General features: G+C 65.7%; 21 protein-coding genes. 14 read left to right on the top strand and 7 right to left on the bottom strand.

Annotation, left to right across the window (positions count from 1 at the left end):
- Positions 1 to 159: 159 nt before the first annotated feature.
- Positions 160 to 1,398, top strand: a complete 1,239-nt coding sequence (locus tag QX010_RS20420) for a GNAT family N-acetyltransferase (protein ID WP_316181487.1) — start codon at positions 160 to 162, stop codon at positions 1,396 to 1,398.
- Here the strand turns inward: QX010_RS20420 and QX010_RS20425 are convergent.
- Positions 1,395 to 3,692 carry a lipopolysaccharide biosynthesis protein gene (locus QX010_RS20425; protein ID WP_316181488.1) on the bottom strand — a complete coding sequence of 766 codons (2,298 nt, stop codon included), beginning with the start codon at positions 3,690 to 3,692 and terminating at the stop codon, positions 1,395 to 1,397. The genes QX010_RS20420 and QX010_RS20425 overlap by 4 nt on opposite strands.
- A gap of 364 nt (positions 3,693 to 4,056) precedes the next feature.
- On the opposite strand from QX010_RS20425, the gene QX010_RS20430 reads away from it, so the two are divergent.
- From QX010_RS20430 to QX010_RS20440, 3 genes are all read left to right on the top strand, one after another.
- Entirely contained in the window at positions 4,057 to 5,190 is a 1,134-nt protein-coding gene (locus tag QX010_RS20430) for a glycosyltransferase family 4 protein (RefSeq protein ID WP_316181490.1), read from the top strand.
- A 153-nt stretch (positions 5,191 to 5,343) separates the two neighbouring features.
- Positions 5,344 to 6,873 carry an undecaprenyl-phosphate glucose phosphotransferase gene (locus tag QX010_RS20435; protein WP_316181492.1) on the top strand — a complete coding sequence of 510 codons (1,530 nt, stop codon included), beginning with the start codon at positions 5,344 to 5,346 and terminating at the stop codon, positions 6,871 to 6,873.
- Positions 6,874 to 6,960: 87 nt separating this feature from the next.
- Entirely contained in the window at positions 6,961 to 8,247 is a 1,287-nt protein-coding gene (locus tag QX010_RS20440) for an O-antigen ligase family protein (RefSeq protein ID WP_316181495.1), read from the top strand.
- Here QX010_RS20440 and QX010_RS20445 read toward each other — a convergent pair.
- The 3 genes from QX010_RS20445 to QX010_RS20455 form a co-directional block, all read right to left on the bottom strand.
- Positions 8,231 to 9,409, bottom strand: a complete 1,179-nt coding sequence (locus tag QX010_RS20445; protein ID WP_316181497.1) for a saccharopine dehydrogenase family protein — start codon at positions 9,407 to 9,409, stop codon at positions 8,231 to 8,233. The genes QX010_RS20440 and QX010_RS20445 overlap by 17 nt on opposite strands.
- A 39-nt stretch (positions 9,410 to 9,448) precedes the next feature.
- Positions 9,449 to 10,627 carry a saccharopine dehydrogenase family protein gene (locus tag QX010_RS20450; protein ID WP_316181499.1) on the bottom strand — a complete coding sequence of 393 codons (1,179 nt, stop codon included), beginning with the start codon at positions 10,625 to 10,627 and terminating at the stop codon, positions 9,449 to 9,451.
- Positions 10,628 to 10,752: 125 nt separating this feature from the next.
- Positions 10,753 to 11,538 (bottom strand): DUF169 domain-containing protein, encoded by a 786-nt coding sequence (locus QX010_RS20455; RefSeq protein WP_316181501.1) that lies wholly within the window; start codon positions 11,536 to 11,538, stop codon positions 10,753 to 10,755.
- Between the two features lie 186 nt (positions 11,539 to 11,724).
- Between QX010_RS20455 and QX010_RS20460 the strand changes: the two genes are divergently transcribed.
- The gene (locus tag QX010_RS20460) at positions 11,725 to 13,572 is read left to right on the top strand and encodes a tetratricopeptide repeat protein (protein WP_316181503.1); all 1,848 of its coding nucleotides are present in this window, start codon (positions 11,725 to 11,727) and stop codon (positions 13,570 to 13,572) included.
- Here the strand turns inward: QX010_RS20460 and QX010_RS20465 are convergent.
- Positions 13,569 to 14,357 carry a YdcF family protein gene (locus QX010_RS20465; RefSeq protein ID WP_316181565.1) on the bottom strand — a complete coding sequence of 263 codons (789 nt, stop codon included), beginning with the start codon at positions 14,355 to 14,357 and terminating at the stop codon, positions 13,569 to 13,571. The two genes, QX010_RS20460 and QX010_RS20465, sit on opposite strands and share 4 nt — an antisense overlap.
- A gap of 130 nt (positions 14,358 to 14,487) precedes the next feature.
- On the opposite strand from QX010_RS20465, the gene QX010_RS20470 reads away from it, so the two are divergent.
- From QX010_RS20470 to QX010_RS20480, 3 genes are all read left to right on the top strand, one after another.
- Positions 14,488 to 15,429 (top strand): acetamidase/formamidase family protein, encoded by a 942-nt coding sequence (locus QX010_RS20470; RefSeq protein WP_316181504.1) that lies wholly within the window; start codon positions 14,488 to 14,490, stop codon positions 15,427 to 15,429.
- 1,006 nt (positions 15,430 to 16,435) lie between these two features.
- The gene (locus QX010_RS20475) at positions 16,436 to 16,633 is read left to right on the top strand and encodes a hypothetical protein (RefSeq protein ID WP_006614936.1); all 198 of its coding nucleotides are present in this window, start codon (positions 16,436 to 16,438) and stop codon (positions 16,631 to 16,633) included.
- Positions 16,634 to 16,719: 86 nt separating this feature from the next.
- A complete protein-coding gene (locus QX010_RS20480) occupies positions 16,720 to 17,196 on the top strand; it encodes a GcrA family cell cycle regulator (protein ID WP_315799652.1) in 477 nt (158 codons plus the stop codon).
- Positions 17,197 to 17,447: 251 nt separating this feature from the next.
- Here the strand turns inward: QX010_RS20480 and QX010_RS20485 are convergent, their stop codons facing one another.
- Positions 17,448 to 18,416, bottom strand: coding sequence for an SDR family NAD(P)-dependent oxidoreductase (locus tag QX010_RS20485; RefSeq protein WP_316181505.1), 969 nt, complete (start codon positions 18,414 to 18,416; stop codon positions 17,448 to 17,450).
- Between the two features lie 225 nt (positions 18,417 to 18,641).
- Between QX010_RS20485 and QX010_RS20490 the strand changes: the two genes are divergently transcribed.
- The 6 genes from QX010_RS20490 (at position 18,642) to QX010_RS20515 (ending at position 24,694) form a co-directional block, all read left to right on the top strand.
- Positions 18,642 to 18,797 carry a hypothetical protein gene (locus QX010_RS20490; protein ID WP_315711478.1) on the top strand — a complete coding sequence of 52 codons (156 nt, stop codon included), beginning with the start codon at positions 18,642 to 18,644 and terminating at the stop codon, positions 18,795 to 18,797.
- A 526-nt stretch (positions 18,798 to 19,323) separates the two neighbouring features.
- Entirely contained in the window at positions 19,324 to 20,433 is a 1,110-nt protein-coding gene (locus tag QX010_RS20495; protein WP_315740200.1) for a BMP family ABC transporter substrate-binding protein, read from the top strand.
- Positions 20,430 to 21,539, top strand: a complete 1,110-nt coding sequence (locus QX010_RS20500) for an ABC transporter permease (protein ID WP_316181507.1) — start codon at positions 20,430 to 20,432, stop codon at positions 21,537 to 21,539. Before QX010_RS20495 ends, QX010_RS20500 begins: the two co-directional genes overlap by 4 nt.
- Before the next feature lie 3 nt (positions 21,540 to 21,542).
- Positions 21,543 to 22,469 carry an ABC transporter permease gene (locus tag QX010_RS20505; protein WP_316181509.1) on the top strand — a complete coding sequence of 309 codons (927 nt, stop codon included), beginning with the start codon at positions 21,543 to 21,545 and terminating at the stop codon, positions 22,467 to 22,469.
- A gap of 15 nt (positions 22,470 to 22,484) precedes the next feature.
- Entirely contained in the window at positions 22,485 to 23,168 is a 684-nt protein-coding gene (locus QX010_RS20510; RefSeq protein WP_316181510.1) for an isochorismatase family cysteine hydrolase, read from the top strand.
- Positions 23,169 to 23,218: 50 nt separating this feature from the next.
- Entirely contained in the window at positions 23,219 to 24,694 is a 1,476-nt protein-coding gene (locus QX010_RS20515; protein ID WP_316181567.1) for an ABC transporter ATP-binding protein, read from the top strand.
- Between the two features lie 112 nt (positions 24,695 to 24,806).
- On the opposite strand, the gene QX010_RS20520 is transcribed toward QX010_RS20515, so the two are convergent.
- Complete coding sequence (locus QX010_RS20520; RefSeq protein ID WP_315800828.1) at positions 24,807 to 25,964, bottom strand: IS481 family transposase; 1,158 nt, start codon at positions 25,962 to 25,964, stop codon at positions 24,807 to 24,809.
- Positions 25,965 to 26,049 lie beyond the last annotated feature (85 nt).

Below are 26,049 nucleotides of genomic sequence, written 5' to 3' on the forward strand. Positions count from 1 at the left end.
CGCCGTCAAGATCGCGTGGCCGCTGCCGATTTGAACAGGTCTTTGTTTGCGTCATTCCCGATTTGGGACGAAGTCATTGCCATTACCTTTTGTTGAGACTTCTTTGCGAGGGTCTCCCGACGTCAAGCAACAAAATTCCACGACAACGCGAGCTGCGCGATGACCATGGCCGCCGTGATCGAGAGCCGGACGGCGCAGGCGCCCGCGCGGCGGCTGCCGTCGGGGCTCGCGCGGGTCGACATCGTGTCCGATCTGGCGGCCGCCGAGCCGGTCTGGCGCGCGCTCGAAGATCCCGCCCATGTCTCGACGCCGTACCAGCGCTTCGACCTGCTCGGCGCATGGCAGCGCGACGTTGGCGCGCGCGAGCATGCGACGCCGTTCATCGTCATCGGGCGTGATGCCGAGCAACGTCCGCTGCTGCTGTTGCCCCTGACTTTGCGGCACGCTTGCGGCATGCGCATCGCCAGCTTCATGGGCGGCAAGCATACGACCTTCAACATGCCACTGATGGATGGCGAATTCGCCGCGCGCGCCGGCGCCGGCGATCTCGACGTCCTGCTCGCAGGGCTGCGCGACCGCGGCGGTGTCGACGTGCTCGCCTTGACGCAGCAGCCGCAGCGCTGGGGCGATGTCGCCAATCCGCTGGCGCAATGGCCGCACCAGCCGTCGGTGAACGACTGCCCGGTGCTGCTGATGCCGCCGGGCGCCGCGCCGACGGCGCTGCTGTCGAATTCATTCCGCAAGCGGCTCAAGAGCAAGGAAAAGAAGCTGCAGGCGCTGCCCGGCTATCGCTACATGGTCGCGGGCAGCGACGCCGAGATTGCCGAGCTGCTCGACTGGTTCTTCCGCACCAAGCCGATCCGCATGGCCGAGCAGAAGCTTCCGAACGTGTTCGCGCAAGCAGGTGTCGAGGCCTTCGTGCGCAGCGCCTGCATGGCCAAGCTCGGCTGCGGACATCGCGCCATCGATATCCATGCGCTGCGCTGCGATGCCGAGATCATCGCGCTGTTTGCCGGCGTCGCCGACGGGGCGCGCTTCTCGATGATGTTCAACACCTATACGCTATCGGAGAATGCGCGCTGGAGCCCCGGGCTGATCCTGATGCGCTCGATCATCGATCACTACGCGCAACAGGATTTTCGCGCCCTCGATCTCGGCATCGGATCGGACGACTACAAGCGGATGTTCTGCAAGGACGACGAGCCGATCTTCGACAGCTTCATGCCGTTGACCGCGCGGGGCCGCGTTGCCGCAACGACGATGGCTGCGGTCAGCCGGGCCAAGCATGCCGTCAAGCACAGCCCTGCCCTGCTCCGTCTGGCGCAGCGCCTGCGCGGCGCGCTGCAATCGCGTGGCGGCGTCGCCAAGGCCAACGAGAACGAGAAGGCCGAAGACTAGGCGGCGACGCCGCGCGGCCCCGGCTGGTTGCGGTTCGCGCCTCCGCCCGGTGCCTTCAGCATCGTGACGGCACCGAAGCCGACCTCGCGCAGCTGCTCGCTCATCTGGCTGCGCGCCTCGGCGGCCATGATGGGATCGGGCACGACGACGGCGCGCGCGCCCGCGGTCAACAGCTCGGCCGGCAGGTCGGAGGCATTGCCGGCGTCGAGCAGGACGTGGTCGTAGACCCGCAGCAGCGCGTCGATGGCGAGCGCGAGCCGCGGCGATTGCAGTTGGCTGCGGTCCGCGCCCGGGCGGCCGGCGTTGACGATGTGCAGCCGCGAGGTCTGGTCCTTGGTGATGATGGACGCGAACGACGCCTCGCCCAGCATCAGCTCGATCAGGCCGGGCGCGGCCGGATCGACCGAGACGCCTGCAAGCAATTGCGGGCTGCCGGCGAGGTCGACCAGCACCACGCGCGCCTGCGCCGCCATGGTGCGGGCGATCGCGAGCGCGGTGGACGTGACGGCATCGCCGCCGGCCGTGCCGAGCACGGTGACCTTGCGGGCGCCCTCGCCCGCGGCGAGCAGATCGGATGCGAGCTGCTCGAGCTCGTTCATCGGCGCTGGCTTGATCGGCTCGGCCGACGGCGCCTCGGCCGCCTGCATGGCCGTGACGGGCGGCGGTACGAAAGCCGGATGCGTGGCCTCAACCGGCGCCGGCGTCGAAGGTGGTGCAACAGCCGGCGATGCGGAAACCGTCCGCGGGGCGATCATCGGCTCGACCCGCGCCGCGAGCACCATGACGTCGGCCATGCTGCCCATGGCCGGGGCGGTGGGGCCCGCCGCGCGCGGCGCCGTGAGGCGCAGCAGCTCTCCGGTGATGACCACGCCTGAGGTCAGCATCAGGGTCGCCAGCGTCGCGATCAGCACGATCGGCAGCTTCTTCGGATAGGCCGGCGTATTCGACACCACCGCCCGCGAGATGATCCGTCCATCCGCCGGCGGCGTGTCGAGCGTTTCGCGGGTGTTCGCCTCGCGGTATTTGGCGAGATACGATTCCAGCAGGTCGCGCTGCGATTTGGCATCGCGCTCCAGCGCCCTCAGCTGGACATCGAGGCCATTGGTGGAGGTGGCCTGCTTCTTGGCCTGCTCGAGGCTCTGGCTCAGCATCTGCACCCGCCCGTCGGCGATGCGCGCGTCGCTGTCGAGCGAGCGGGAGATCTTGCCGGCCTCGTCACGGATCTGGCGGTCGAGATCAGCCAGTTGCGCCTTCAGTTCCTTGATGCGCGGATGATTGTCGAGCAGTGTCGACGACTGCTCGGCGAGCTGCGCGCGCAGGCTCACGCGCTGCTCCGACAAGCGGCGCATCAGCTCCGAATTGAGCACCTCGGATGCCTCGATCGGCTGGCCGCTCTGCAGCATCTCGCGGATCAGCCGCGCCTTGGTCTCGGCGTCCGATTTCAAGGCGCGGGCATTATTGAGCTGGGTGTTGACCTCGCCCATCTGCTGGTTGGACAACGAGGTGTTGTTGGTCCCCATGAACGAATTCGACTTGGCGCGGAACTCCTCGACCCGGGATTCCGCTTCCTCGACCTTCTTGCGCAGCCCCTCGATCTCCCCGGCCAGCCACTGGCTGGCCGACTTCGCCTGCGCCTGGCGGGCGTTCTGCTGAACCACGAGATAGCCGTCCGCGATCGAATTCGCGACCTGTGCCGCGAGCGCCGGATCCTGCGACTGGAACTCGACGACGAGGACGCGCGATTTGTCGACGGCGTAGACCGTCAGGCGCTCGTAATAGGCATCCATGACGCGCTCGTCCGGCGTCATGGCAAGCGGATCCTTCACGAGCCCGACCATCGCCAAGACCGACTTCAGCGGCGACACGCCGCGCAGGACTGGATCGAACTCGGGCAGCTCACCAAGCTTGTTCTTCCTGATGATGTCGCGCGCCAGATCGCGCGACAGCACCAGTTGCACCTGGCTGGTGACCGCTTCGGGATCGAGTGCTGTTCGCTCCTCGGTGCGCTCGCCGTTCGGCCGCACGAACACGTTTTCGCGGCCGTCGATCAGGATCCGCGCTTCGGACTTGTAGCGCGGCGTAATCATGTTGACCGCGGTGATCGACAGAACGAGAGCGAGCAGCGTCGGCAAAAGAATGAAGCCGCGCTTTCGTGCCAAGGCGCGGCCGACCAGCCGGAGATCGAGATCGCCGGCCGGGCCCGGCTCGGCCGACGATGGCGAGCCTGTCACGGGTCGGACGGAAGCTCCGTCAACCTGTGTCGTCTTGCCGGCACGCCAGAACGCCAACCGCATCATCCACTCCCGCGAGACCTACGCCACGCCGCTACCATACGTGGTACAATTACACTCCATTAAGGTTGCTGACGGGTTAACCTGAGCGCCTGCAACCTCGCCCTATCCAACAATCGTCATCCATCGCCATATGCTGCTCGCAACAAGTAGGCTTGCGCCAGATCGCCACAACGCTGGAGCGAACCTGCCTGGCAACGACGACGAGTGAGACTTTGTTAACCATCAAGCCTCTATCGAGGTTGGAGCCATCAATATTCAGCGACGAGAGGCGCCCGTGCTTCCTCTATCCGCCAGTCGTCAGATCAGCTCGCGCAGTGACGCCTGGCAAAACCACGCGCAGGCCGAAGGCGCGGGCGAGTTCGACATGGCACCGTCGCAGACCAAACCTCTCAAAATCCTTCACGCCGTCAGAGCTCCCGTCGGCGGCATCTTTCGTCACATCCTCGACCTTGCCAACGGTCAGGTGGATCACGGGCATGACGTCGGCATCATTGCGGACAGCCTGACCGGCGGCGAACGCGCTGATGCCGCGCTGGCCCAGATCACCCCCCGCCTGACACTTGGTGTCCATCGCATTCCCATTCATCGCGAGCCCTGGCCGAGCGACATTCTAGCACTGACCCGGTTCCACCGCCTCTCCCGCGCGCTCGCCCCCGACGTGCTGCACGGCCACGGCGCCAAGGCCGGCGCGTTCGTCCGCCTGCTGCCGCATCGGCCAGGAACGATCCGTATCTACACGCCTCACGGCGGCTCGCTCCACTACCCGCTCGACACGCTCAAAGGTGCGCTGTACGGCCGGCTTGAACGTGCGCTGATGAACCGGACAGATCTCTTCCTGTTCGAGAGCGCCTTCGCCCGCGACACGTATGAGCGCATGATCGGCCATCCCAGGGGATTGGTGAATTGCGTCTTCAACGGCGTCACTGCAGGCGAATTCGACCCGGTCACGCCGGCTCAGGACCAGACCGACCTGGCCTATGTCGGCGAGTTCAGGCACATCAAGGGTACGGATCTGCTGATCGACGCCGTCGCGCAGTTGCGCTCCCGTGGTCGGCCGCTGACGCTGACGTTGGGCGGCGACGGCGAAGAGATGTCGAAGCTCAAGGCTCAGGTCGAACGCCTCGGTCTTGCGGCGGCGGTGCGCTTCATCGGCCATGTGAAGGCCCGCGATGGATTTTCCAAAGGACGCCTGCTCGTCGTTCCCTCGCGTGGCGATTCCATGCCTTATGTCGTGATCGAGGCGGGTGCAGCCGGGGTTCCGATGATCGCGGCCAGAGTCGGCGGCATCCCCGAGATCTTCGGACCGCATAACGACGCGCTGTTCATGCCGGGCAACGCGACCGCGCTGGCCGACGCCATCGTGGCCGCGCTGGACGATCCCGCCACCGCGCAGCTCCGCGCAAAGGCGCTGCGCGAGCGCGTCTTCCAGCATTTCTCGCAGAAGGCGATGGTCGAGGGCGTGCTCGACAGCTACCGCGAGGCGTTTACCAAGACCTGACGTCATTTACCATCGCTAACCGTTTCTTCCGATTTGGCCCGTAATCCCGCCGGTAGGGAATTTCCCCCGGCGCTATCAGCGCTTACATGACCACAAATACTAACAAACATAATCCGGGCTTGTACGACTGTGGAACCGATCAACGCTCGCTCGATGTTGGATGCTGCTGCGGCCACGGCCGCATCGACGGCCGCGGCAGGCAAGCCGGCCGTTGAACGGCGTCGCCGCCTGTCGCCGGCGGCCCTGGCAGTTGCCAATCAGAAGGTTCACCGCGCCTATTCTCCGATCGTCCTCGCCGGGATCGTCCGCATCACCGATTTCGTGCTGTTGAGCGTCGTCGGCAGCGCCGTCTATTTCGGCTACGTGGTTCCGCTCAGCGGCTTCCATTGGGAGTATCTCGTTGCCATCGTCGGCCTCGCCGTGAGCGCGGTGGTGTGCTTCCAGGCCGCCGACATCTACCAGATCCAGGTCTTCCGCGCCCAAGTTCGGCAGATGACCCGGATGGTCTCGTCCTACTGCTTTGTGTTCCTGCTGTTCATCGGACTGTCCTTCTTCGCCAAGATCGGCAGCGAGGTCTCCCGTCTCTGGCTCGCCGCGTTCTTCTTCGTCGGACTCGGCGCGTTGATCGCGAGCCGCGTCGTGCTGCGCAACCTGATCCGCAGCTGGGCCCGACAAGGCCGCCTCGATCGACGGACCATCATCGTCGGCTCCGACCAGAGCGGCGAAGATCTGGTGCGTGCGCTGAAGGCGCAGGACGACTCCGAGATCGAGATCCTCGGCGTGTTCGACGACCGCAACGATTCCCGTTCGCTCGAGACCTGCGCCGGCGCGCCGAAGCTCGGCAAGGTCGATGATATCGTGGAGTTCGCGCGCCGAACCCGCGTCGACCTGGTGCTGTTCGCGCTGCCGATCTCGGCCGAGACCCGCATCCTGGACATGCTGAAGAAGCTGTGGGTGCTGCCGGTCGACATCCGCCTGTCGGCCCATACCAACAAATTGCGTTTCCGCCCGCGCTCCTATTCCTATCTCGGTGCGGTCCCGACGCTCGACGTGTTCGAGGCGCCGATCACCGACTGGGATCTGGTGATGAAGATGCTGTTCGACCGACTGGTCGGCGGCCTCATCCTGCTGCTCGCACTGCCGGTGATGGCGCTGGTCGCGCTCGCGATCAAGCTCGACAGCCCGGGACCGGTGCTGTTCCGGCAGAAGCGGTTCGGCTTCAACAACGAGCGCATCGACGTGTTCAAGTTCCGGTCGCTCTATCACCACCAGGCTGATCCCACGGCGTCCAAGGTCGTCACCAAGAACGATCCGCGCGTGACCCGCGTCGGCCGCTTCATCCGCAAGACCAGCCTCGATGAGCTGCCGCAGCTGTTCAACGTGGTGTTCAAGGGCAACCTGTCGCTGGTCGGCCCGCGGCCCCACGCGGTTCAGGGCAAGCTGCAGAACCGGATGTTCGACGAGGCCGTCGACGGCTATTTCGCGCGCCACCGCGTGAAGCCCGGCATCACCGGATGGGCGCAGATCAACGGCTGGCGCGGCGAGATCGACAACCAGGAGAAGATCCAGAAGCGAGTCGAGTTCGACCTCTACTACATCGAGAACTGGTCCGTGCTGTTCGACGTCTACATCCTGCTCAAGACGCCGCTGGCGTTGATGACCAAGAGCGAGAACGCCTATTGATTGCGGGGATCCGGAGCGGACCCACGTCCGCTTCGCGCGTGTGTCCGGCCGATCCCGCCCTGCGTTGCGTATGAGTGTGAGTTCGCGATGGCCATGACGGCGGCAGCCGGAGAGTTCGCGTCCAGACCGATGGCCCCGCCCGGCGTCGTCGCCCTGCAGCGTGCGCTGGTCTGGTTGGTCGGCGCCTCCGGCGCCATCGTGTTCATCGAACCGAGCCCCTACGAGCTCGTGACGCTCGCGTCCGCCGCGGTGTTCATTGCGACCGGCATGAGGCTGCGCCTCGTCTTCGTGCCGCTCCTGCTGCTGCTGGTCCTGGTCAATCTCGGCTACACGATCAGCGCCATACCGCTGCTCGACGATTCCAAGATCTCGACCTGGATCGCCACCTCCTGGTACATGGCGTTCACGGCCATCTTCATCGCCATGCTCATTTCGGACGACACCGAAGCGCGGCTCGACATGCTCCGGCGCGGCCTCGTCATGGGCGGCGCGATCGCAGCCCTTGCAGGTGTCGCCGGCTACTTCCATCTGGTGCCCGGCGGATACGATCTCCTCACCTTGTATGGCCGCGCGCGTGGTACGTTCAAGGACCCGAACGTTCTCGGCGCATTCCTGATCCTGCCGGCGCTGCTGGCGCTGCAGAATGTCGTCACCGCCCGCTTCGCAGCGACGCTGCGCGCCACCTTCTCCCTCGGCGTGATGGCGCTCGCCATCCTGCTCGCCTTCTCGCGCGCGGCCTGGGGCGGCCTCGTTCTCACGGCGGCCTTCATGCTGGCGCTGATGGTACTGACCAGCACCTCGCCCCGCGAGCGCTCCCGCATCATCGTCATGACGCTCGCGGCTGCCGTGGCCGGCCTCGTCCTGATGGGCGTACTGCTCTCGATCGATTCCATCGCCGACATGTTCAAGCAGCGGGCGAGCTTCGACCAGAGCTACGACGAAGGCCGGTTCGGCCGGTTCGGCCGCCACATCCTCGGCGCCGACATGGCGCTCGACCTGCCGTTCGGGATCGGGCCGCTGCAATTCCACAACTACTTCCCCGAGGACACCCACAACTCCTATCTGAACGCCTTCATGTCCGGCGGCTGGCTCTCCGGCATCTGCTATCCCGCCCTCGTGTTCACCACCGTCATCCTCGGCTTCCGCTATCTGTTCGCGCGCGTGCCGTGGCAACCCACCTACATCGCAGTCTTCGCAGCCTTCCTCGGCACTGTCGGCGAAAGCTTCATCATCGACACCGATCACTGGCGGCATTTCTTCCTGATGCTCGGCACGATGTGGGGCATGATCGCCGCGACCCGTGCCCACCAGGTCGAGGCGAACCGGCTCGCCGGGATCGAAAGCACATCGCAGCTTCCTAATCCTCCGCCGTGAACGTCAGGCCGGCGTGGTCGACCAGCCGCTTGATCAAGCTGTCGCCGAGCGCGGCGCCGGGCGTCCAGAAACCGCCCTTCACAGCGGCACCATCGCGCAGCAGACCGATGGCGCATTCGCTGATCATCTTCGCCGTCAGGCCGTAGCCGGGATCGCCCTTCCCTTTCACCGACGCGCAAACGCGCCGTCCCTCGGGAGACACTGCGACATAGAGCAGGTCGAAGTATCCGTTGTCCCGCATCTCCTTCGAGGGCCCCTCGCCGACCTTGGGCGCATTCGGGCCGGTCTTCTCGGCATTTGCCGCCATGACCAACTTGGCGTTGGCTTGGCCCTGCTCTCCGTCGCCCGTCAGCACCATTTCGTCGTAGACAAAGTCCTGCCCATACGGAAAACCCATCAGCATGTTGGCACGATGGACGTTGCGTGTGTTGACCAGCGCCATTGCAAACGGCGCGGCCCAGGACCGGAAATCCTCCTCATAGAGCGGTCGGTTGGCCGGTGGCTGCTTCGGACCGGTGAATCCCGGCGTCAGCGCGAACGGGTCCTTCATGATCGCAACAAGGCTCAAATCGGCGGTCAATGCCGCCGCTGTCGCCTTGGCGCTCGCCGAAGTGCCGCCCGAGAGCGAGCCGCTCATGCCGCGAATGCGCGCCTTTACGCGCGGCTGTGGCGCACCTAGCACCCGCTTTGCCTGCTGCTGCACGAACAGTGCGCCGAGCTCGAACGGCACGGAGTCGAAGCCACACGAGAACAGGATTCTTGCGCCGCTGTGCTCCGCCTCACCTTGATGCTTCTCGATCATCTGCCGCATCCACAGCGGCTCGCCACAGAGGTCGACATAATCAATCCCCGCAGCGACGCACGCCGCGAGCACATCGGCCCCGTAGAGCTGATAGGGTCCGACCGTGGTCAACAGCAGTCTAGCCTGATCGACCATCGTGCGAATGGAGCCGGGGTCGCTGGAATCGGCCACCATCAGCGGCAGATCAGGCGGCGCTCCGACCGCGTCACGCACCTTGGCGAGCTTGTCGCGGCTGCGCCCGGCCATCGCCCAGGTTAACTTGGCTTCGCCGCGATCGCGCGTGGCGAGATATTCGGCCACGAGTTGGCCGGTGAAGCCGGTTGCACCATAAACGACGATGTCGAATTTAGCCGACGTCATCGTGGCTCTCTGGACCAATGCGGATGTGTTCCACCGCTCCTAGTCCTCCACCGCGAACGTCAGGCCGGCATGGTCGACCAGCCGCTTGATCAGGCTGTCCTGGAGCGCCGCGCCCGGAGTCCAGAAACCGCCCTTCACGCCAGCTCCGTCGCGCAACAGGCCGACGGCACATTCGCTGATCATCTTCGAGGTCGAGCCGTAGCCGGGATCGCGGTTGCCCTTCACGGATGCGCGGACCTGGCGGCCGTCGGGGGCGATCGCGACAAAAAGAAGATTGTAGTAGCCGTTCTCGCGCTCTTCCTTGGAAGGCCCCTCGCCCGGCTTCGGCGCGTTCGGGCCGGTCTTCTCGGCATTGGCGGCCATCACCTTCTTGGCGTTGGCCTCGCCCTTCTCGCCCGGACCGGTCAGCACCATCTCGTCATAGACGAAGTCCTGGCCGTACGGGAAACCCATCAGCATGTTGGAGCGGTGGACGTTGCGGGTGTTGATCAGCGCCATCATGAACGGCGCCGTCCAGGACTGCAGATCCTCCTCATAGACGGGCTTGTTGCCTGACGGCTGCTTCGGCCCCTTGAAGCCGGGCGTCAGGGCGAACGCGTCCTTGAGGATCGCTACCAGGCTCAAATCCTTGGCGACCGCATCGAATGTCGCCTTGGCGCTGGCCGCCGTCCCGCCCGACAAGGTCCCGCTCATGCCACGGACGCGGCCCTTCACGCGCGCGACCGGCGCGCCGAGCACGCGTCTCGCCTGCTGCTGCACGAAGTAGACGCCGAGCTCGAACGGTACGGAATCGAAGCCGCAGGAGAACACGATGCGCGCGCCGCTCTTCTCGGCGGTCGCCTGATGCTTGTCGATCATCTGCCGCATCCACACCGGCTCGCCACAGAGATCGACGTAGTCGGTGCCGGTTTCGGCGCAGGCGGCGACGAGCTCGTTGCCGTAGAGCTGATACGGACCGACGGTGGTCAGCACGAGCTTCGTCTGCGCCACCATCGCCTGCAGCGACGCCGGATCGGAGGCGTCGGCGGCAATGAGAGGCGTGTCGGTGGGCGCGCCGATCTCGTCCCGCACGGAAGCGAGCTTGTCCAGGCTCCGGCCGGCCATCGCCCAGTGCAGCGAGGCGTCGCCGCGATATTGCGTGGCGAGATATTCAGCCACGAGCTTGCCCGTGAAGCCGGTGGCGCCGTAGACGACGAGATCGAATTTCGGTGAGGTCATTGGTGTTCCCTGGAGATCAGCTGCAAATCAGTTGCGCCGTCATTGCGAGCGAAGCGAAGCAATCCAGGGCTGCGGACAGGACTCTGGATTGCTTCGCTTCGCTCGCAATGACGGCGGATGTGGTTCTATTTCTTTCCATAAGACACGCTCATGCCGGCGCGGACGTCGTTCTGAATGCCGTAAGGGGCGATCGGGTAGCGCAAGCCATTCCTGGCGAGCTGCTTCATGCCGGCGATCGCCTTGGCGAGATCGGACGGCTTCAGCGCCATCAGCATCTCCTCGTCCGGCACGCCGCCATAGCGGCGCTCGGCGAAGCAGGGCAGCGACAGGCTCGGCTCGCCGGTCTTCAGCGCGCGGCCCCAGGAATCGGCGCAGGCGGTCTCGCCGACGACGCCCCATTCGAACTTCTTGTAGCCGACATATTGCAGGCCGTTGATCAGGATGATCATCTGTCCCGGCGTCGCATAGACGAGGCAGATGTCCGGCGGATCCAGCCGGCCGCTCGCCAGCGGGCTCACGGCCATCGCCTGGTAGCGGCCGAACGGCACCACGTCGAGCGCCTCCTGCCGCTTGCGCGCATCCTCCGCCGTGCCGTGCCAGACGCCGACATAGTTCGCGCCGTCGAGCCAGGCCTCGTCCTGCGGGCCGAGCCCGATCACCGCGCGGCACTGCGCGCCGACCAGATCATCTCCGGTGATGCCGACGGTCCAGCCGAGCCGCGACGCCATGCTGACGATCTGGTCGGTGGTGTGCACCGCGTTGGGACGGCGGATCTTCTCGATCGCTTCCATGTCCTCGACGCGGGCGAACATCTTGATGCCGATCACGGTCGTCTTCAGCCGCAGCAGGCTGTTGAGATCGGCGACCATGGCCGCCAGGTCCAGCCTGTCTGCCGCGTTCGGCTGTTGCATGTGGCGTTCCCTCCCTGCCGCACCGGGCGTCCGCGCCGCGTGTGGTTCGGCTTCGGGCGGCTTGTTAGACCGTCGCACCTGATGATGCCAGTATTTCCGCCGTCCGGGCTCACCCGCCATACCGTGATCCTTCTCGATATCGCGGGAATCACTTATGAATTTTCGATCCTCGGACAGGACCAGACGATGACCCGCAGCGACCGGAAGGAAGGCGCCGAGAGCGCAACGGCCGGCCCCGGCGGAACGCCCGCGCTGTCGCCCGCCGCGCTCTACGAGGCGGGACTGCATCACCTCGGCGGAGGACGTCTGCTCGATGCCCAGATGTGCTGCGAGCAGGCGCTGGCCGCCGACCCGACCCATGCCGACAGCCTTGCGCTGATGGGCATTATTGCGCTGCAAACCGGTCAGCACGACCATGCCGTGGCGTGGTTCTCGCGCGCGATCCGGCAGACGCCGAAGATCGACTATCTCACCAGCCTGGGCTTCACCCTGAAGCAGATGGGCCGGCTCGACGACGCCCTCGCGGTGTTCGACAAGGCGATCCAGCTCAAGCCCGACGACGCCGAGCTGTGGAAGCACATGGGCGGCGTACTGCTGGCGCTCGACCGCGGCGCCGAGGCGTTGTTGAGCTATCAGCACGCGCTGACGATCGATCCTTCGCATCATGAGGCCGCGTTCCAGAGCGGCCTGCTGCTGCATCAGCAGCAGCGCTATGAGGAAGCCGCCCAGGCCTTCACGATCTGCCTGACTCAGCGGCCGGGCGACCTGCAGTCGCTGCAGATGCGCGCCCGATGCTTCCGCGAGCTCAAACGCTACGACGCGTATCTCGCCGATTGCGAACGCGCGCATGCGCTGGCGCCAGCCGAGGCGATGGTCTGCAACAATCTCGGCGATGCATTCGTCTGTCTCGGCCGCAGCGCGGAGGCGCTGCCGTGGTTCGACCAGGCGCTGAGCCTGCGCCCGAACTTCGTCGAGGTGCTGCTGAACAAGGGCTTTGCGCTGCTTCAATTGCTGCGCTTCGAGGACGCCGCGGCCGTCTACCGGCAGATCCTCGTGCTCGAGCCGAGTCACGCCAAGGCGGCCTGGCAGCTTGCCCATGTCGAGCTGCAATGTGGCGACTACGCCGCTGGCTGGGCACGGCGCGAAGCGCGCTGGAACATGCCGGATTTCTCGCCCGAATATCCGCGCTTTGCGGAGCCGAAATGGCTGGGCAAAGAGGATATCGCCGGGAAGACCGTCCTGATCGAGGAGGACGAGGGTTTCGGCGACACCATCCAGTTCGCGCGCTACCTGCCGATGCTCGCCGCGCGCGGCGCCAGGGTGATCCTGGTGGTCCGCGAGGCGCTGCGGCCGCTGCTGGCCGGTGTCGAAGGCGTGTCGCAATGTCTTGCGTACGCGCCGGAGCTGCAGCGACCCGCCTTCGACATGCATTGCCCGGTGATGAGCCTGCCGCTCGCTTTCGGCACCACGCTCGCCACCATCCCGCCCGCTGGCTATCTGCCGCCGCTCCCGGCCGAGCGCATCGCGGCCTGGGAGCAGCGGCTGGGGTCGCATGACCGGCTGCGCGTCGGGCTGGTCTGGTCCGGCAACCCGCACCAGGGCAATGACCGCAACCGCTCGATGCCGCTGTCGACCTTGCTGCCGCTGCTCGATGTCGACGCTGATTTCATCAGCCTGCAAAAGGAGCTGCGGCCCGCGGACAGGACGATGCTGGCGCAGCAGAGCGGCATCCGCGACCTCACCGCCGAGCTGACCGACTTCGTCGAGACGGCCGCCCTGATCTCCTGCCTCGACGTCGTCGTCACCGTCTGCACCAGCGTCGCGCATCTCGCCGCGACGCTCGGACGGCCGACCTGGATCATGCTGCCCTACCTGGCCGACTGGCGCTGGCTCAGGGATCGCGACGACAGCCCGTGGTATCCGAGCGCGCGCCTGTTCCGGCAGGATTCGAGCTGTCGCTACGAGCCGGTCGTCGCGCGCGTGCGCGGCGAGCTGGCAGCGAAAGCGGCGGGCTTCGGCACAACAACCGCCTAGGCCGGCCCGGGAAACAGATCGTCGATGCGGCCGCGGAGGCGGTAGGCCACGAGCCCGACCCATTCGCGCACGGCGATGTCGGCGCGGCGCAGGCCGAGCAGCGAGATGCCGTCGAAATCCAGCACGCGGCCGACGCGCCAGTCCACCGGATAGGGCTCGACCGGAAAGCCCGCTTTTCGGAACAGCCCGACCGAGCGCGGCATGTGATACGCGGAGGTCACCAGCAGCCAGCGTTCGCCCGGCTTCGGGGAGATCATCGCCTTGGAGAAGATCGCATTCTCGTAGGTGTTGCGCGACTGCCGCTCCAGCAGCAGCCGCTCCCTGGGCACGCCGAGGCTGAGCAGGATCTCGGCGCCGACATCGGCCTCCTTGGCCTCGGTCGCGATCAGATTGGCGCTGCCGCCGGTGAACAGGATGCGTGCAGTCGGGTAGCGCCGCGCCAGCGCGGCCGCCTGGATCACCCGGTCCGCGCCCGCCACCGTCACCGGCATGCCGTACATTGCCGACAGATCGGAATCGACCGGACCGCCGAGCACGATGATGCCGTCCGGCGCACCGTTCGCCGGATCCCATTTCGGAAACCGGCTCTCCAGCGGATACAGCATCAGGCTGCCGAGCGGCGTCAGGCCGACGATCGCCAGTAGCAGCATGGCCGAGACGACCAGCCTGCGCCCCAGCACGGCAAACCGGGTCAGCATCAGGATGGCACCGAGCAGGCCCAGCGCGATCATGAAATTGGTCGGCAGTGCCAGCAGGCCGAGCGTCTTCGACAGCACAAAGAACATTGCGAGCTCCGGCGCGGGGTGAAGTGCCACGGCCGCCCTCATACACGACAGCCGCCATGCGTTGCCATCTCTCTGCGAACGCCATGTGATGCGCTATGCTCAGGCTCGAACCGGCAATAACGAGAGCATCATGGCCCACCATCATCTGCACGCCAGCCCCGAGACCTGCCATTGGGGCTTCTTCGAATCCCGGCTGAAGCCGGTGCTCACGGTTGACAGCGGTGACGAGGTCACGATCGATTCGATCAGCGGCGGACCCGACGTGGTGCCGGATACCAGCAAGTTCCACGTGCCGCCGGAGCTGTTCGACGTCCACGCCCGCAGCGAGCGCATGGTGCCCGGCCACATCCTGACCGGGCCGATCGCGGTCAACGGCGCCGAAATCGGCGACGTGCTCGAGGTCGACATTCTCGACGTCCAGCTGCGCCAGGACTGGGGCTATAATTTCATCCGCCCGCTGGCCGGCACCCTGCCCGACGATTTCCACGAGAGCCGGCTGATGAACATCCCGCTCGACAAGGAACGGATGGTCGGCAAGCTGCCGTGGGGGCTCGAGCTGCCGCTGGCGCCGTTCTTCGGCGTGATGGGTGTGGCGCCGCCGCCCGCCTGGGGCCGCATCACCTCGCTGATCCCGCGCGCGATGGGCGGCAATCTCGACAACAAGGAGCTCGGTGCCGGCGCCAAGCTGTATCTGCCGGTGTTCGTGCCGGGCGCGCTGTTCTCCTGCGGCGACGGCCATGGCGTGCAGGGCGACGGCGAGGTCTGCGTCACGGCGATCGAGACCGCGCTGCAGGGCCGCTTCCGCCTCACCGTGCGCAAGGATCTCAAGTTCGACTATCCACGCGCCGAGACCGCCACGCACTACATGACGATGGCGATGGACCCCGATCTCGACCAATGCGCGGTGCGGGCACTGCGCGACATGATCGTGCTGCTCGGCGAGAAGCGCAACCTGTCGCGCGAGGACGCCTACACGCTGTGCAGCCTCGCCGCCGACCTGCGGGTGACCCAGACCGTCAACGGCTCCAAGGGCATTCATTGCATGATCGCGAAGGCCGTCGTGCACGGGTGAGGTTTGTGTCGGGCACGCTGGCGCGGCTCGCCCCGCTGCCGTCGCCCGGCTCGACCGGGCGACCCATTATCCAGAGGCAGGCGTAAGTCCTCGACAGGCCGCGGCGTACTGGATCCCCCGCGTTCGCGGGGATGACGACCGAATTTGAAGTGCAACCCTCGTTCACTCCAAGAGACACGATCTATCATCCTCGCGCGCCGCTCGCGCCGAGTCATGCCATCATCTCACCCTCTCAAAAGTCGGAGGGCGCAGGGAAGGCCAGGCGCCGGCTGGCGCCTGCGGCCCGCCTGCGAGAAAAATGCAGGCGGCAGGTACCACAGGTGCAGCCGAGAACGCCCGGCCTTCCCTGCGCGATGGTGTTCACGCTTATACGCAGTCTGCCTGGTGCGCCGGGCTTGTTGGCCACCATTGCCCGCGCGGCGCGCAAGCGCCGTCGCGAACGTGACACCAGCGTCGGGCTGTCAGCACGCTGCGACTTCACGTCCGCGCCGAGCCGTTCGTCCGCGCATCCTCGCGGATACGCTGCGGCTCCATCGCGGCCATCGCTCCCCGCCTCGCGTGTCGTGACGATCGCGCGCAACGCCCCTTCCGAGTGAGGCGGGATGGCGGCACTAAAGCACAGTTTCCGGAAAAGCGAAAGTGTTATTTCTGGAATGACGAATTTTCTCGCACCGACCGGAAAAGCCGCGAGCGACCGTCCGCCTCTTCAGCCGACAATTCCGCCAGGGCTCCCCGATCAGGTGCCCCGCGGCACGGCGGCGGTTGAAGAAACCATCGGACACCGCGGCCCACGCGAATCTTCCCGGCCCGTGCTTCCCGTACCATTCCGGGCCCGGACTCGCCGAGCGGGCGGAGAGTCACCGCCGCGACCAGCCCGATTCGTCATATTTCCATAAAATTCAATATCTTAACCAGTTATCCCCAAGCCGCTGTACAACCAATCCGATTCCTAATAGAGTCTAAAAAGTTACTTTTCTGTACATCGGTTACGGACTAGCTTTTAGGCATGGCGACGGAAAAAGCCGAAACTGACCGCATCCCCGTAACCCTAGCCCTGGCAACCATCGGCTATCTCGAAAAGCTCGTGAAACAGGGAACCCACGGCACCAGCGTTCCGGGTGTCTGCAGAACGTTGATTGAAGAAGGCATCCGGCTCGCCATCAAGGATGGGCTGCTGTCGATTCGCGACAACGGACGGGCGTAAGCTAGGGACACGCAGCGCGGACAACAGTTTCGGTGCAGCCGTCGGCCAGGACGATCCAGGACGGATCAAACTTGGAAGCGACAACAATGCCCGCCGAACGACAGACACTCCCCACCTGGACCGAGGAACGGCTCCAGGCCCTGAAGCAGCACTTTGAGGCCGGGCTGACCTGCCGAGAGATCGCCGCCGAGCTCGGCGTCAGCCGCAACGCCGTGATCGGCAAGATCTCCCGCCTGGCGCTGACGCGCGACAATGGCGGCGACACCAGGCGCGTGGTTCGCGCCGAGACGACACGCGATGGCGCCCGCCGTCCCGTGCCGAAGCTGCGCCGCCGCATCCTGCGCGCGGTCCAGAACGATCCGCCGCCGATCGTTGTCGAGGAGCCGGTCGGCACGGTCGAGAACGGCTGCTCGCTGTTCGAACTCTCCAAGGAGCGCTGCCGCTGGCCGATCTCCACCCCCGGCGCCGACGATTTCTGCTTCTGCGGCTCCAAGCCGATCGAGGGCCTGCCCTATTGCCCGAGCCACACGCGGATGGCGTACCGGGTGGCGTCGTCGAGGTAAAACTCAGCGGCCGACTAATTAGTTGAAAGTCGTGTCTCGCCGCACGGACGGTGCACCCTCTCCCCTTGTGGGAGAGGGTGGATTCGATGCGTAGCATCGAATCCGGGTGAGGGGTCTCTCTCCATACGGGCGGCGATTCTGTGGATACAACCCCTCACCCAAGTGAGCACGACGCTGATATCAGCGTAGCCCTCTCCCACAAGGGGAGAGGGCGCAATCACTGGCACCGTCGAGGCGTGCGTACGCCAACCCTACCCCAGCTTCCAGCCCGCCTCCTGCGCGAAGCGCTGGAAGAACTCCGGCTCGTAGGCCTGCTCCGGCGACTGCCGGACGCGCATGTCGAGCAGCTTGGCGTCCTCGCCGACGAGGATGCGCCACTGGTCGGCCTTGACGCCGTCGAGGATGATCTTCGCGGCCTGCGCCGCCGTCGTCGGCGCGTCTTCGAGGAAGCTGCGGGCGCGCTCGCGGGCGGCGGCCTGGATGTCCTGGTCGCTCATGGCGGAGACATCGATGCCCATGCCCTTCATGCGCTGGCGCGCTAGCCCGATCTCGGTCTCGCTGAGCTCGTCGGACTCGGTGCCGCTCTGCACCTTGCGCGAGTTCGACACGATCGAGGTGCCGATATGGCCGGGCATCACGACCGAGCATTTGATGTGCGGCGCGTTGAGGCGGAGGTCGTTGATCAGCGCTTCGGTAAATCCCTTCACCGCGAACTTTGCGGCGCTGTAGGCGGTGTGCGAAACACCCATGCCGACCGAGGCCCAGAAGCCGTTGACGCTCGAGGTGTTGACGATATGAGCCTCGTCCGCCTTCAGCAGCATCGGCAGGAAGGTGCGGACGCCGAGATAGACGCCGCCCCAGCAGATGTTGAAGGTGCGCTCCCATTGCTCTCTTGAATTGGTGAACAGGCTGCCGCCGCCGCCGATGCCGGCATTGTTGAACAGCAGCTGGATCTTGTCGGTGGCCTGCTGCTCGGCGAGCTCATCGCGAAAACGCTGGAGCTGCGCCTCGATCGAGACGTCGGCGACATGGGTGGTGACGCGCAGGCCCTGCGGCAGCTTCTCGGCCTCGCACAGCCGCTTGGTTTCGGCCATCGCCTCGGTCGAGACGTCGCACATGGCGACGTTGCAGCCTTCGGCGACGAGCTGGCGCGCGAGCTCGCGGCCCATGCCCGTGCCGCCCCCGGTGATCACGGCGATCCTGCCGGCGAAATCCTTCATCGGATGATCTTCCTTCCCTGCTGCGGGACGGCCATGCCGCCCCGGCGACTTGCTCGTTCTCTTCGTGGAACGCGTTTGCGAGCTTAGGACGTTTCGCCGGCCTGACCAGAGGGGATGTCGGAGATTTGCGTTGCAGCGCATGCAACGAAGATTTCAGCTTGGGGTTGAACCTTCTCGAGGGGCGTCCGACTTATTCCACGGGGAGGCAGGCTCGAGGAGGTTCGCATGGCGTACCAACAGGGGCACTGGCAGGACGAAGGCTGGCGCGACACGATGGTCGATCCCGCGGGATCGGACGACGGCGCCTATGTGACGGGGTGGACGATCAGCGGGCTCGCCGTGATCGGCACCATCGTCGCGGTCTGGCTGCTCGGGATCTGAGAGCAGCGCGACGAATTCTCATGCAATAGGACGCCATGCAAAGCGTGGCCTCTGAGCCCTGCTGCGTTCTGCGCTCTCATCCGTCATTGCGAGCGCAGCGCAGCAATCCAGCGCTGTGGACGGGACACTGGATTGCTTCGTCGCTGCGCTCCTTGCAATGACGTTGAGAGAGCCGACTGTTTCCCAGAGAGCCTGGCGCCCCCCAAGACGTCGGCATTCACGCCCGGGATCTGGCAGCCGCGTTTCGCGAAGGCGCGCGGCTGACCGTCTGGGGGTCCCGCCCGGCCGAACTCATTGCATACAATTGCAGTCGATTGATCAATTAATAGGCTAATGATTGCCGTGTCACGCTACTGCCCAGTTTGCAGTCAGCCACAAAACACCAAAACTTCAGTGACTTAGCTCCTCGGCCGCGCTGAAAGCCGCTGGCACAAAGCTTGCGATCGCTCCCGTTCGAGGCTCCGCCGTGTGGCGGTGAAGCCGAGATGACAGCGCGGGCGGATCGACCCGCCGAGGGAGCTCACCAATGGACTTTGGCAGGATTTCACGACGGCATCTGTTGCAGGGTGGCGCGGCGCTGACGCTCGGCGCGGCCGCGGGCCTGCGGCCGGCCTTCGCCGCGGAGACAACGATCGGCTTCATCTATGTCGGCTCGCGCGACGACTACGGCTACAACCAGGCGCATGCGCAGGGTGCGGCGGCGCTGAAGAAGCTGCCCGGGCTGAAGGTGATCGAAGAGGAGAAGGTGCCGGAGACCGACGCGGTCGAGAAGACGATCGAGTCCATGATCAATCTCGACGGCGCCACGCTGCTGTTTCCGACCTCGTTCGGCTACTACAATCCGCACATGATCAAGATGGCGGCGAAGTACCCGAAGCTGCGCTTCGAGCACTGCGGCGGCCTCTGGAGCGAGAAGGACCCGAAGAACGCTGGCTCCTATTTCGGCTATATCGACGAGGCGCAGTACATCGCCGGCATCGTCGCGGGCTACACCTCCAAGAGCGGCAAGCTCGGCTTCGTCGCCGCCAAGCCGATCCCACAGGTCCTGCGCAACATCAACGCCTTCACGCTCGGCGCGCAGCTTGCCAATCCCAAGGCCACCACGCAGGTGATCTTCACCGGCGATTGGTCGATGCCGGTCAAGGAGGCCGAGGCGACCAACAGCCTGATCGACCAGGGCGTCGACGTCCTGACCTGCCATGTCGACGGTCCGAAGACAATGGTCGAGAACGCCGCGCGCCGCGGCGCGTTCGTCACCGGCTATCACGTCAACCAGTCGCCGCTGGCGCCGAAGGCCTATCTGACGGGCGCCGAGTGGAATTGGGAAGCGCTGTATCCGAAGTTCGTCAAGATGCTCCAGGCCGGCGAGAGCATTCCGAACTTCTATCGCGGCGGCCTCAAGGAAGAGGTGGTCAAGATCTCGGCGTATGGCGAGGCGGTGTCCGAGCAGGCGCGCAAGCACGCCGACGAGATCAAGAGCAAGTTCCTCGGCGAGGGCTATACGATCTTCAAGGGCCCGATCAAGGACAACAAGGGCAACACCGTGATCACCGCCGGCACCGAGCGCGGCCAGAAGGATCCGGAGCTCGAGAAGATGGACTATCTGGTCGAGGGCGTGATCGGAGCGACGTCGTGACCACGGAGGCGGCCGATCCGGTTGATGCGGCCGCCATCGCGCCGGCCGCCGACGCAGGCTTCCTGCAACGCCATGGCGCGAGCATTGAATACATCCTCATCCCGGGCGCGGCGCTGGTCGCCGCGCTCCTGGTGTTCGGCATCTTCGTCGCGCTGTTCGGCAAGAACCCGCTCGACCTCTACTGGTACATGTATTACGGCGCCTTCGGCACCTGGTTCTCCTGGCAGAACACGCTGACGCGCGCGGCTCCCTTGATCCTCACCGCGCTGTGCACCGCCCTGCCCGCTCAGCTTGGCATGGTGATCATCGGCGGCGAGGGCGCGCTGCTGATCGGCGCGCTGTCGGCAACCTCGGCGGCGCTGGCATTGCAGGGCATGCCGCCGCTCGTCGTGCAGATCGCGATGGTGATCGCGGGCATGACCGGCGGCGGATTGTGGATCCTGCTGTCGGGCGGCTTGCGCCAGTATCGCGGCGTCAACGAGACCATCTCCAGCCTGCTGCTGGTCTACATCGCGCTCGCGATCCTCAACCATCTCGTCGAGGGCCCGATGCGTGACCCGGCGAGCCTCAACAAGCCGTCGACGCGCGAGATCGGCGCCGCCAACATGATCGGCAGCATCCCAGGCACCGACGTGCATTGGGGCCTGGTGTTCGGGCTGATCGCGGCAATCGCGTCCTACGTGCTGATCTATCACACCACATTCGGCTTCGCCGCGCGCGTCGCCGGCGGCAACATCCGGGCCGCCAAGATCGTTGGCCTCTCCGTGGGCAAATTGATCCTGACGGTCTGCTTCCTCGCCGGCGCCTGCGCTGGCCTGGCCGGCATGGTCGAGGTCGCCGCGGTCCAGGGGCGCACCAATGCCAATCTCGCCGTCGGCTACGGCTTCACAGGCATCCTCGTCGCCTTCCTCGCGCGGCAGAATCCACTGGCAATCATTCCGGTCGCGATCCTGCTCGGCGGCATCAATGCCTCGGGCGGCCTCTTGCAGCGAAGGCTCGGCCTGCCCGACGCCTCGGTGCTGGTGCTGCAGGGCATCATCTTCATCTCGGTGCTGGCGAGCGACGCGCTCTATGGCCGCATCGGTGTCCTCAAGGGAAAGTCCTGATCCATGGCTGACGGCAATATCGGGCTCTGGACCGTGCCGCTGGCGGTGCTCGGCGGCGCCATCCGCGTCTCCACGCCGTTCCTGTTCGTGAGCCTAGGGGAATGCATCACCGAGCGCTCCGGTCGCATCAATCTCGGCCTTGAGGGCACGCTGGTGATGGGCGCGATGAGCGCCTATGGCATCTCCTATCTCACGGGATCGCCGTGGGCAGGCGTGCTCGCCGCCGGCCTCACCGGCGCGCTGCTCGGCGCCCTGCATGCCGGCATCTGCTCGCTGCCGCGCGTCAACGACGTCGCGGTGGGAATCTCCTTGATGCTGTTCGGCACCGGGCTCGCCTTCTTCCTCGGCAAGCCGCTGATCGAGCCGACGGCGGCGCGGCTTCCGGCGATCGATTTCGGCTGGTGGAGCGACGTGCCGCAGGTGCGCGCGACCTTGCGCATCAACGTCCTCTTCCTGCTCGGCGTCGTGCTCGCGCCGCTGTTGCTGTGGGCATTCCGAACCACCCGCTGGGGCCTGCTGATCCGTACCGCCGGCGAGAGCGCCGACGCGGCGCGGGCGATGGGTCATTCGGTGCTGATGATCCGGCTGCGCGCCACCATGGCCGGCGGCTTCCTCGCCGGCATCGGCGGCTCGTTCCTGTCGCTGTTCTATCCCGGCAGCTGGAACGAGGGCCTCTCCTCGGGCCAAGGCATCACCGCCGTGGCGCTCGTGATTTTCGCGCGCTGGGACCCGATGCTGTGCCTGTGGGCCTCGCTCGCCTTCGGCGGTGCCGCAGCGCTCGGACCGGCGCTGCAATCGGTCGGCGTCACCTCCGGCTATCATCTGTTCAACGCCGCGCCGTACATCCTGACGCTCTTGATCATGATCATCACCTGCTCGCCGAAACGCACCCTGAGCGGCGCGCCGGCCGAGCTGTCCATCACCCGCTGATTTCAGAGGTCCACCATGACCGCGCGCACCATCCGCTCCGAGCCCTATGCATGGCCGTACAACGGCGATCTCAGGCCAGAGAACACCGCCCTGATCGTGATCGACATGCAGACCGATTTCTGCGGCGTCGGCGGCTATGTCGACAAGATGGGCTATGATCTGTCGCTGACGCGCGCGCCGATCGAGCCGATCAAGACCCTGCTCAGCGTGATGCGCGCGCAGGGCTTCTGCATCATACACACCCGCGAAGGCCACCGCACCGACCTGTCCGACCTGCCCGCCAACAAGCGCTGGCGCTCGCAGCAGATCGGCGCCGGCATCGGTGATCCCGGCCCGTGCGGCCGCATCCTGGTGCGCGGCGAGCCAGGCTGGGAGATCATCCCCGAGCTGGCGCCGCTACCTGGCGAGATCGTCATCGACAAGCCCGGCAAGGGCTCGTTCTGCGCCACCGACCTCGAGCTGATCCTGCGCCTGAAGGGCATCCAGAACATCGTGCTGACCGGCATCACCACCGACGTCTGCGTCCACACCACGATGCGCGAGGCCAACGACCGCGGCTTCGAATGCGTGCTGCTGTCGGACTGCTGCGGTGCCACCGACAAGGGCAACCACGATCACGCGCTGAAGATGATCAAGATGCAGGGCGGCGTGTTCGGCGCGGTCGCGACCTCCGCGGCGCTGATCGAGGCGCTGTCGTGATCGGCGACGATCCGACGCCATCAGGCGCGTTCGGCGTCGAGGCCATCGCGATGACGATGCGCTTCGGCGCGTTCACCGCGCTCGACAATGTCGAGCTGAAGGTCAGGCCTGGCTCGTTCCACGCGCTGCTCGGCGAGAACGGCGCCGGCAAGTCGACGCTGGTCAAATGCATCATGGGCTACTACCGCCCGACCGAGGGCGACGTGCTGATCGCCGAGCGCGAGCGCGCCATCAACAATCCCAGGGACGCGCACGCGCTCGGCCTCGGGATGGTCTATCAACACTTCACCCTGGTGCCGGCGATGACGGTCGCGGAAAACCTGGTGCTGGCGCGCGACGACGTGCCGGCGGTGGTCAACTGGGCGAAGGAGAAGAAGGAGCTGGAGGCCTTCCTGGCGCGGATGCCGTTCCGCGTGCCGCTCGACGCCAAGGTCTCCGACATCTCCGCGGGCGAACGGCAGAAATGCGAGATCCTCAAGCAGCTCTATCTCAAGCGCCGCTTCCTGATCCTGGACGAGCCGACCTCGGTGCTGACGCCGGGCGAGGCCGACGAGGTTCTGGGCATGCTGCGCAAGATGGTCGAGGCCGGCGAGCTGACCATCCTGATGATCACGCATAAATTCCGCGAGGTGATGGCGTTCGCAGACGACGTCACCATCCTCCGGCGCGGCAAGCTCGCCGGCCGCGGCAAGGTCACCGAACTGACGCCCGACGACATGGCACGGATGATGATCGGCGCCGAGCAGCTCACGGTGCAGCCGTCGCGCACCGGCGAGGCCGGCAACGTCAGGCTCGAGGTTGAGAAGCTGGTGGCGCGCGACGATTCCGGCGGCCTCGCTGTGCACAGCCTGTCGCTCACCGTGCGCGCCGGCGAGATCGTCGGCATTGCCGGGGTCTCCGGCAACGGCCAGCGCCAATTGGTCGAGGTGCTCGCCGGCCAGCGCGAGGCCGAGAGCGGCGCAATCCGGGTCTCCGGCGAGGCCTATGTGGCGAGCCGCGAGGAGATGCGCCGGCACAAGATGTCGCTGCTGCCGGAGGAGCCGCTGAAGAACGCCTGCGTCGGCGGCATGAGCGTCGCCGACAACATCGCGCTGCGTGAGTTCGACCGCGCGCCGTTCGCCCGCGGCGGCTGGTGGCTGAACAAGGCTGCCTTCCGCCAGGGCGCGACAACCAAGATCAACCGCTACAAGATCAAGACCCGCACGCCGGATACGCCGATCTCGGCACTGTCGGGCGGCAACGTGCAGCGCGCCGTGCTCGCGCGCGAGCTCGGTCACGACGTCGAGGTGCTGATCGCCGCCAATCCCTGCTTCGGCCTCGACTTCGCGGCGGTGGCGCAGATCCACGCCGAGATCATGGCCGCGCGCAATCGCGGCGCCGCCGTGCTATTGGTCAGCGAGGATCTCGACGAGCTGCTGGAGCTGTCGGACCGCTTGGTCGTGATGTTCCACGGCCAGCTGGTCTACGAGACCCGCGGCAGCGATGCTGATCTCACCGAAATCGGCCGCCACATGGCGGGGCATTGAGGCCGACGTCGACTGCGCCGGACAACGAAACAAGCCGGCTGCCGCGCGGTTAACGGCGAACCCGGCTCTCACCGCGTCATTGCGAGCGCAGTGTTTAGCCCGGAGACATAGCTTACACCTGTTCGGGGACATGGTTGACACTTTTGGGGTCACGCAAATCGATCGCTGCGATCTGATGAGCGGCAAAGAAAACTCCGAATTTTCCGTCTTGGCTGAGTGGACGAATAGCGAGTCGCTCACCGCGAAAGGCTTGAGGGACTTTCCAGAGCCGTCCCTCGAAACTGACATAGGCCTTCGTGCTCGACACGGAACGGACGATCTCCCCCTCGTCGTAGTCCACCGTCGGAAGGCGATCCGGCATGGTGCGTTGGCTGGGCCGATAGCGGCTTGCCGGCACATTGAAGTCGAGAGCCTCATGGGGGCGGTCGAGATTGTAGACGGCTCGCCATTCGTCGAGTGCCCGCTGGACATCGGGAAGGTCCCTGTAACGCTTGAAGGCAAAGACCTCGGCCTTCAGGCTGCGGTGGAAGCGTTCGTTCTTGCCGCGGCTCTGGGGATGATAGGGCCGGCTATGGATCGTTCGAACGCCGAGCTTCAGCAGCCAGACCGTCAACGCGGTCCAGGGGTCTTCGAGAGTAAAGCCCCAGGGGCCACCGTTGTCGACGAACATCGCATCCGGCAGTCCATAGCGGCGGAACGTCGTCTCCAAATGTCCTTTGACCGTAGAGCCGCGCTCATTGTCGCAGGCCGCCAGGCACAAGGAAAAGCGCGAGTGATCGTCCAGCGCGGTGAGCGGATGACAAGACACACCGTTCTCCAGCGCACTGTGTCCCTTGAAGTCCATCTGCCACAGCTGATTGGGCGCATCCTTCTCGAACCGCGTGTAGGGCTGCCCGGGCGTGCCGCCAGGCTCCGTCACCCGATCGTAGCGGCGCAGGATGTTATGCACGGTGGAGATCGCCGGGACAGCTTGCCCATCGCGATCGAGACGATGCGCGAGCTTGCGCGCGCCCCAGGCCGGGTGAGCATCGCGCAACGCGACAATCTGCTGCTCAGTCGCAGCTGCGGTGCGCTCCGGACTTCGATGCGGCCGCCGCGACCGGTCCGCCAGCGTCGTATCGCCGGCGTCAGACCGCTCGATCCATTTGTAGCCGGTCTGGGGGCTGATGCCGAACCGCCGACACAGCTGCCGCCGGTTGGCTCCCTCCTGCTTGGCAAGCATCACAAACTCTCGTCGCTGGTCCATGACAGACACCTCTCGCCACGGCATCGCTCGCCCCTTTGCTTGACGAATCGAGCCAATTTTGAGGTGTCAACCATGTCTCCGAACACCTGTCAGCCATGTCCCCGGGCTG

The sequence above is a fragment of the Bradyrhizobium sp. SZCCHNRI1009 genome (assembly GCF_032487575.1).
Classification (GTDB): domain Bacteria; phylum Pseudomonadota; class Alphaproteobacteria; order Rhizobiales; family Xanthobacteraceae; genus Bradyrhizobium.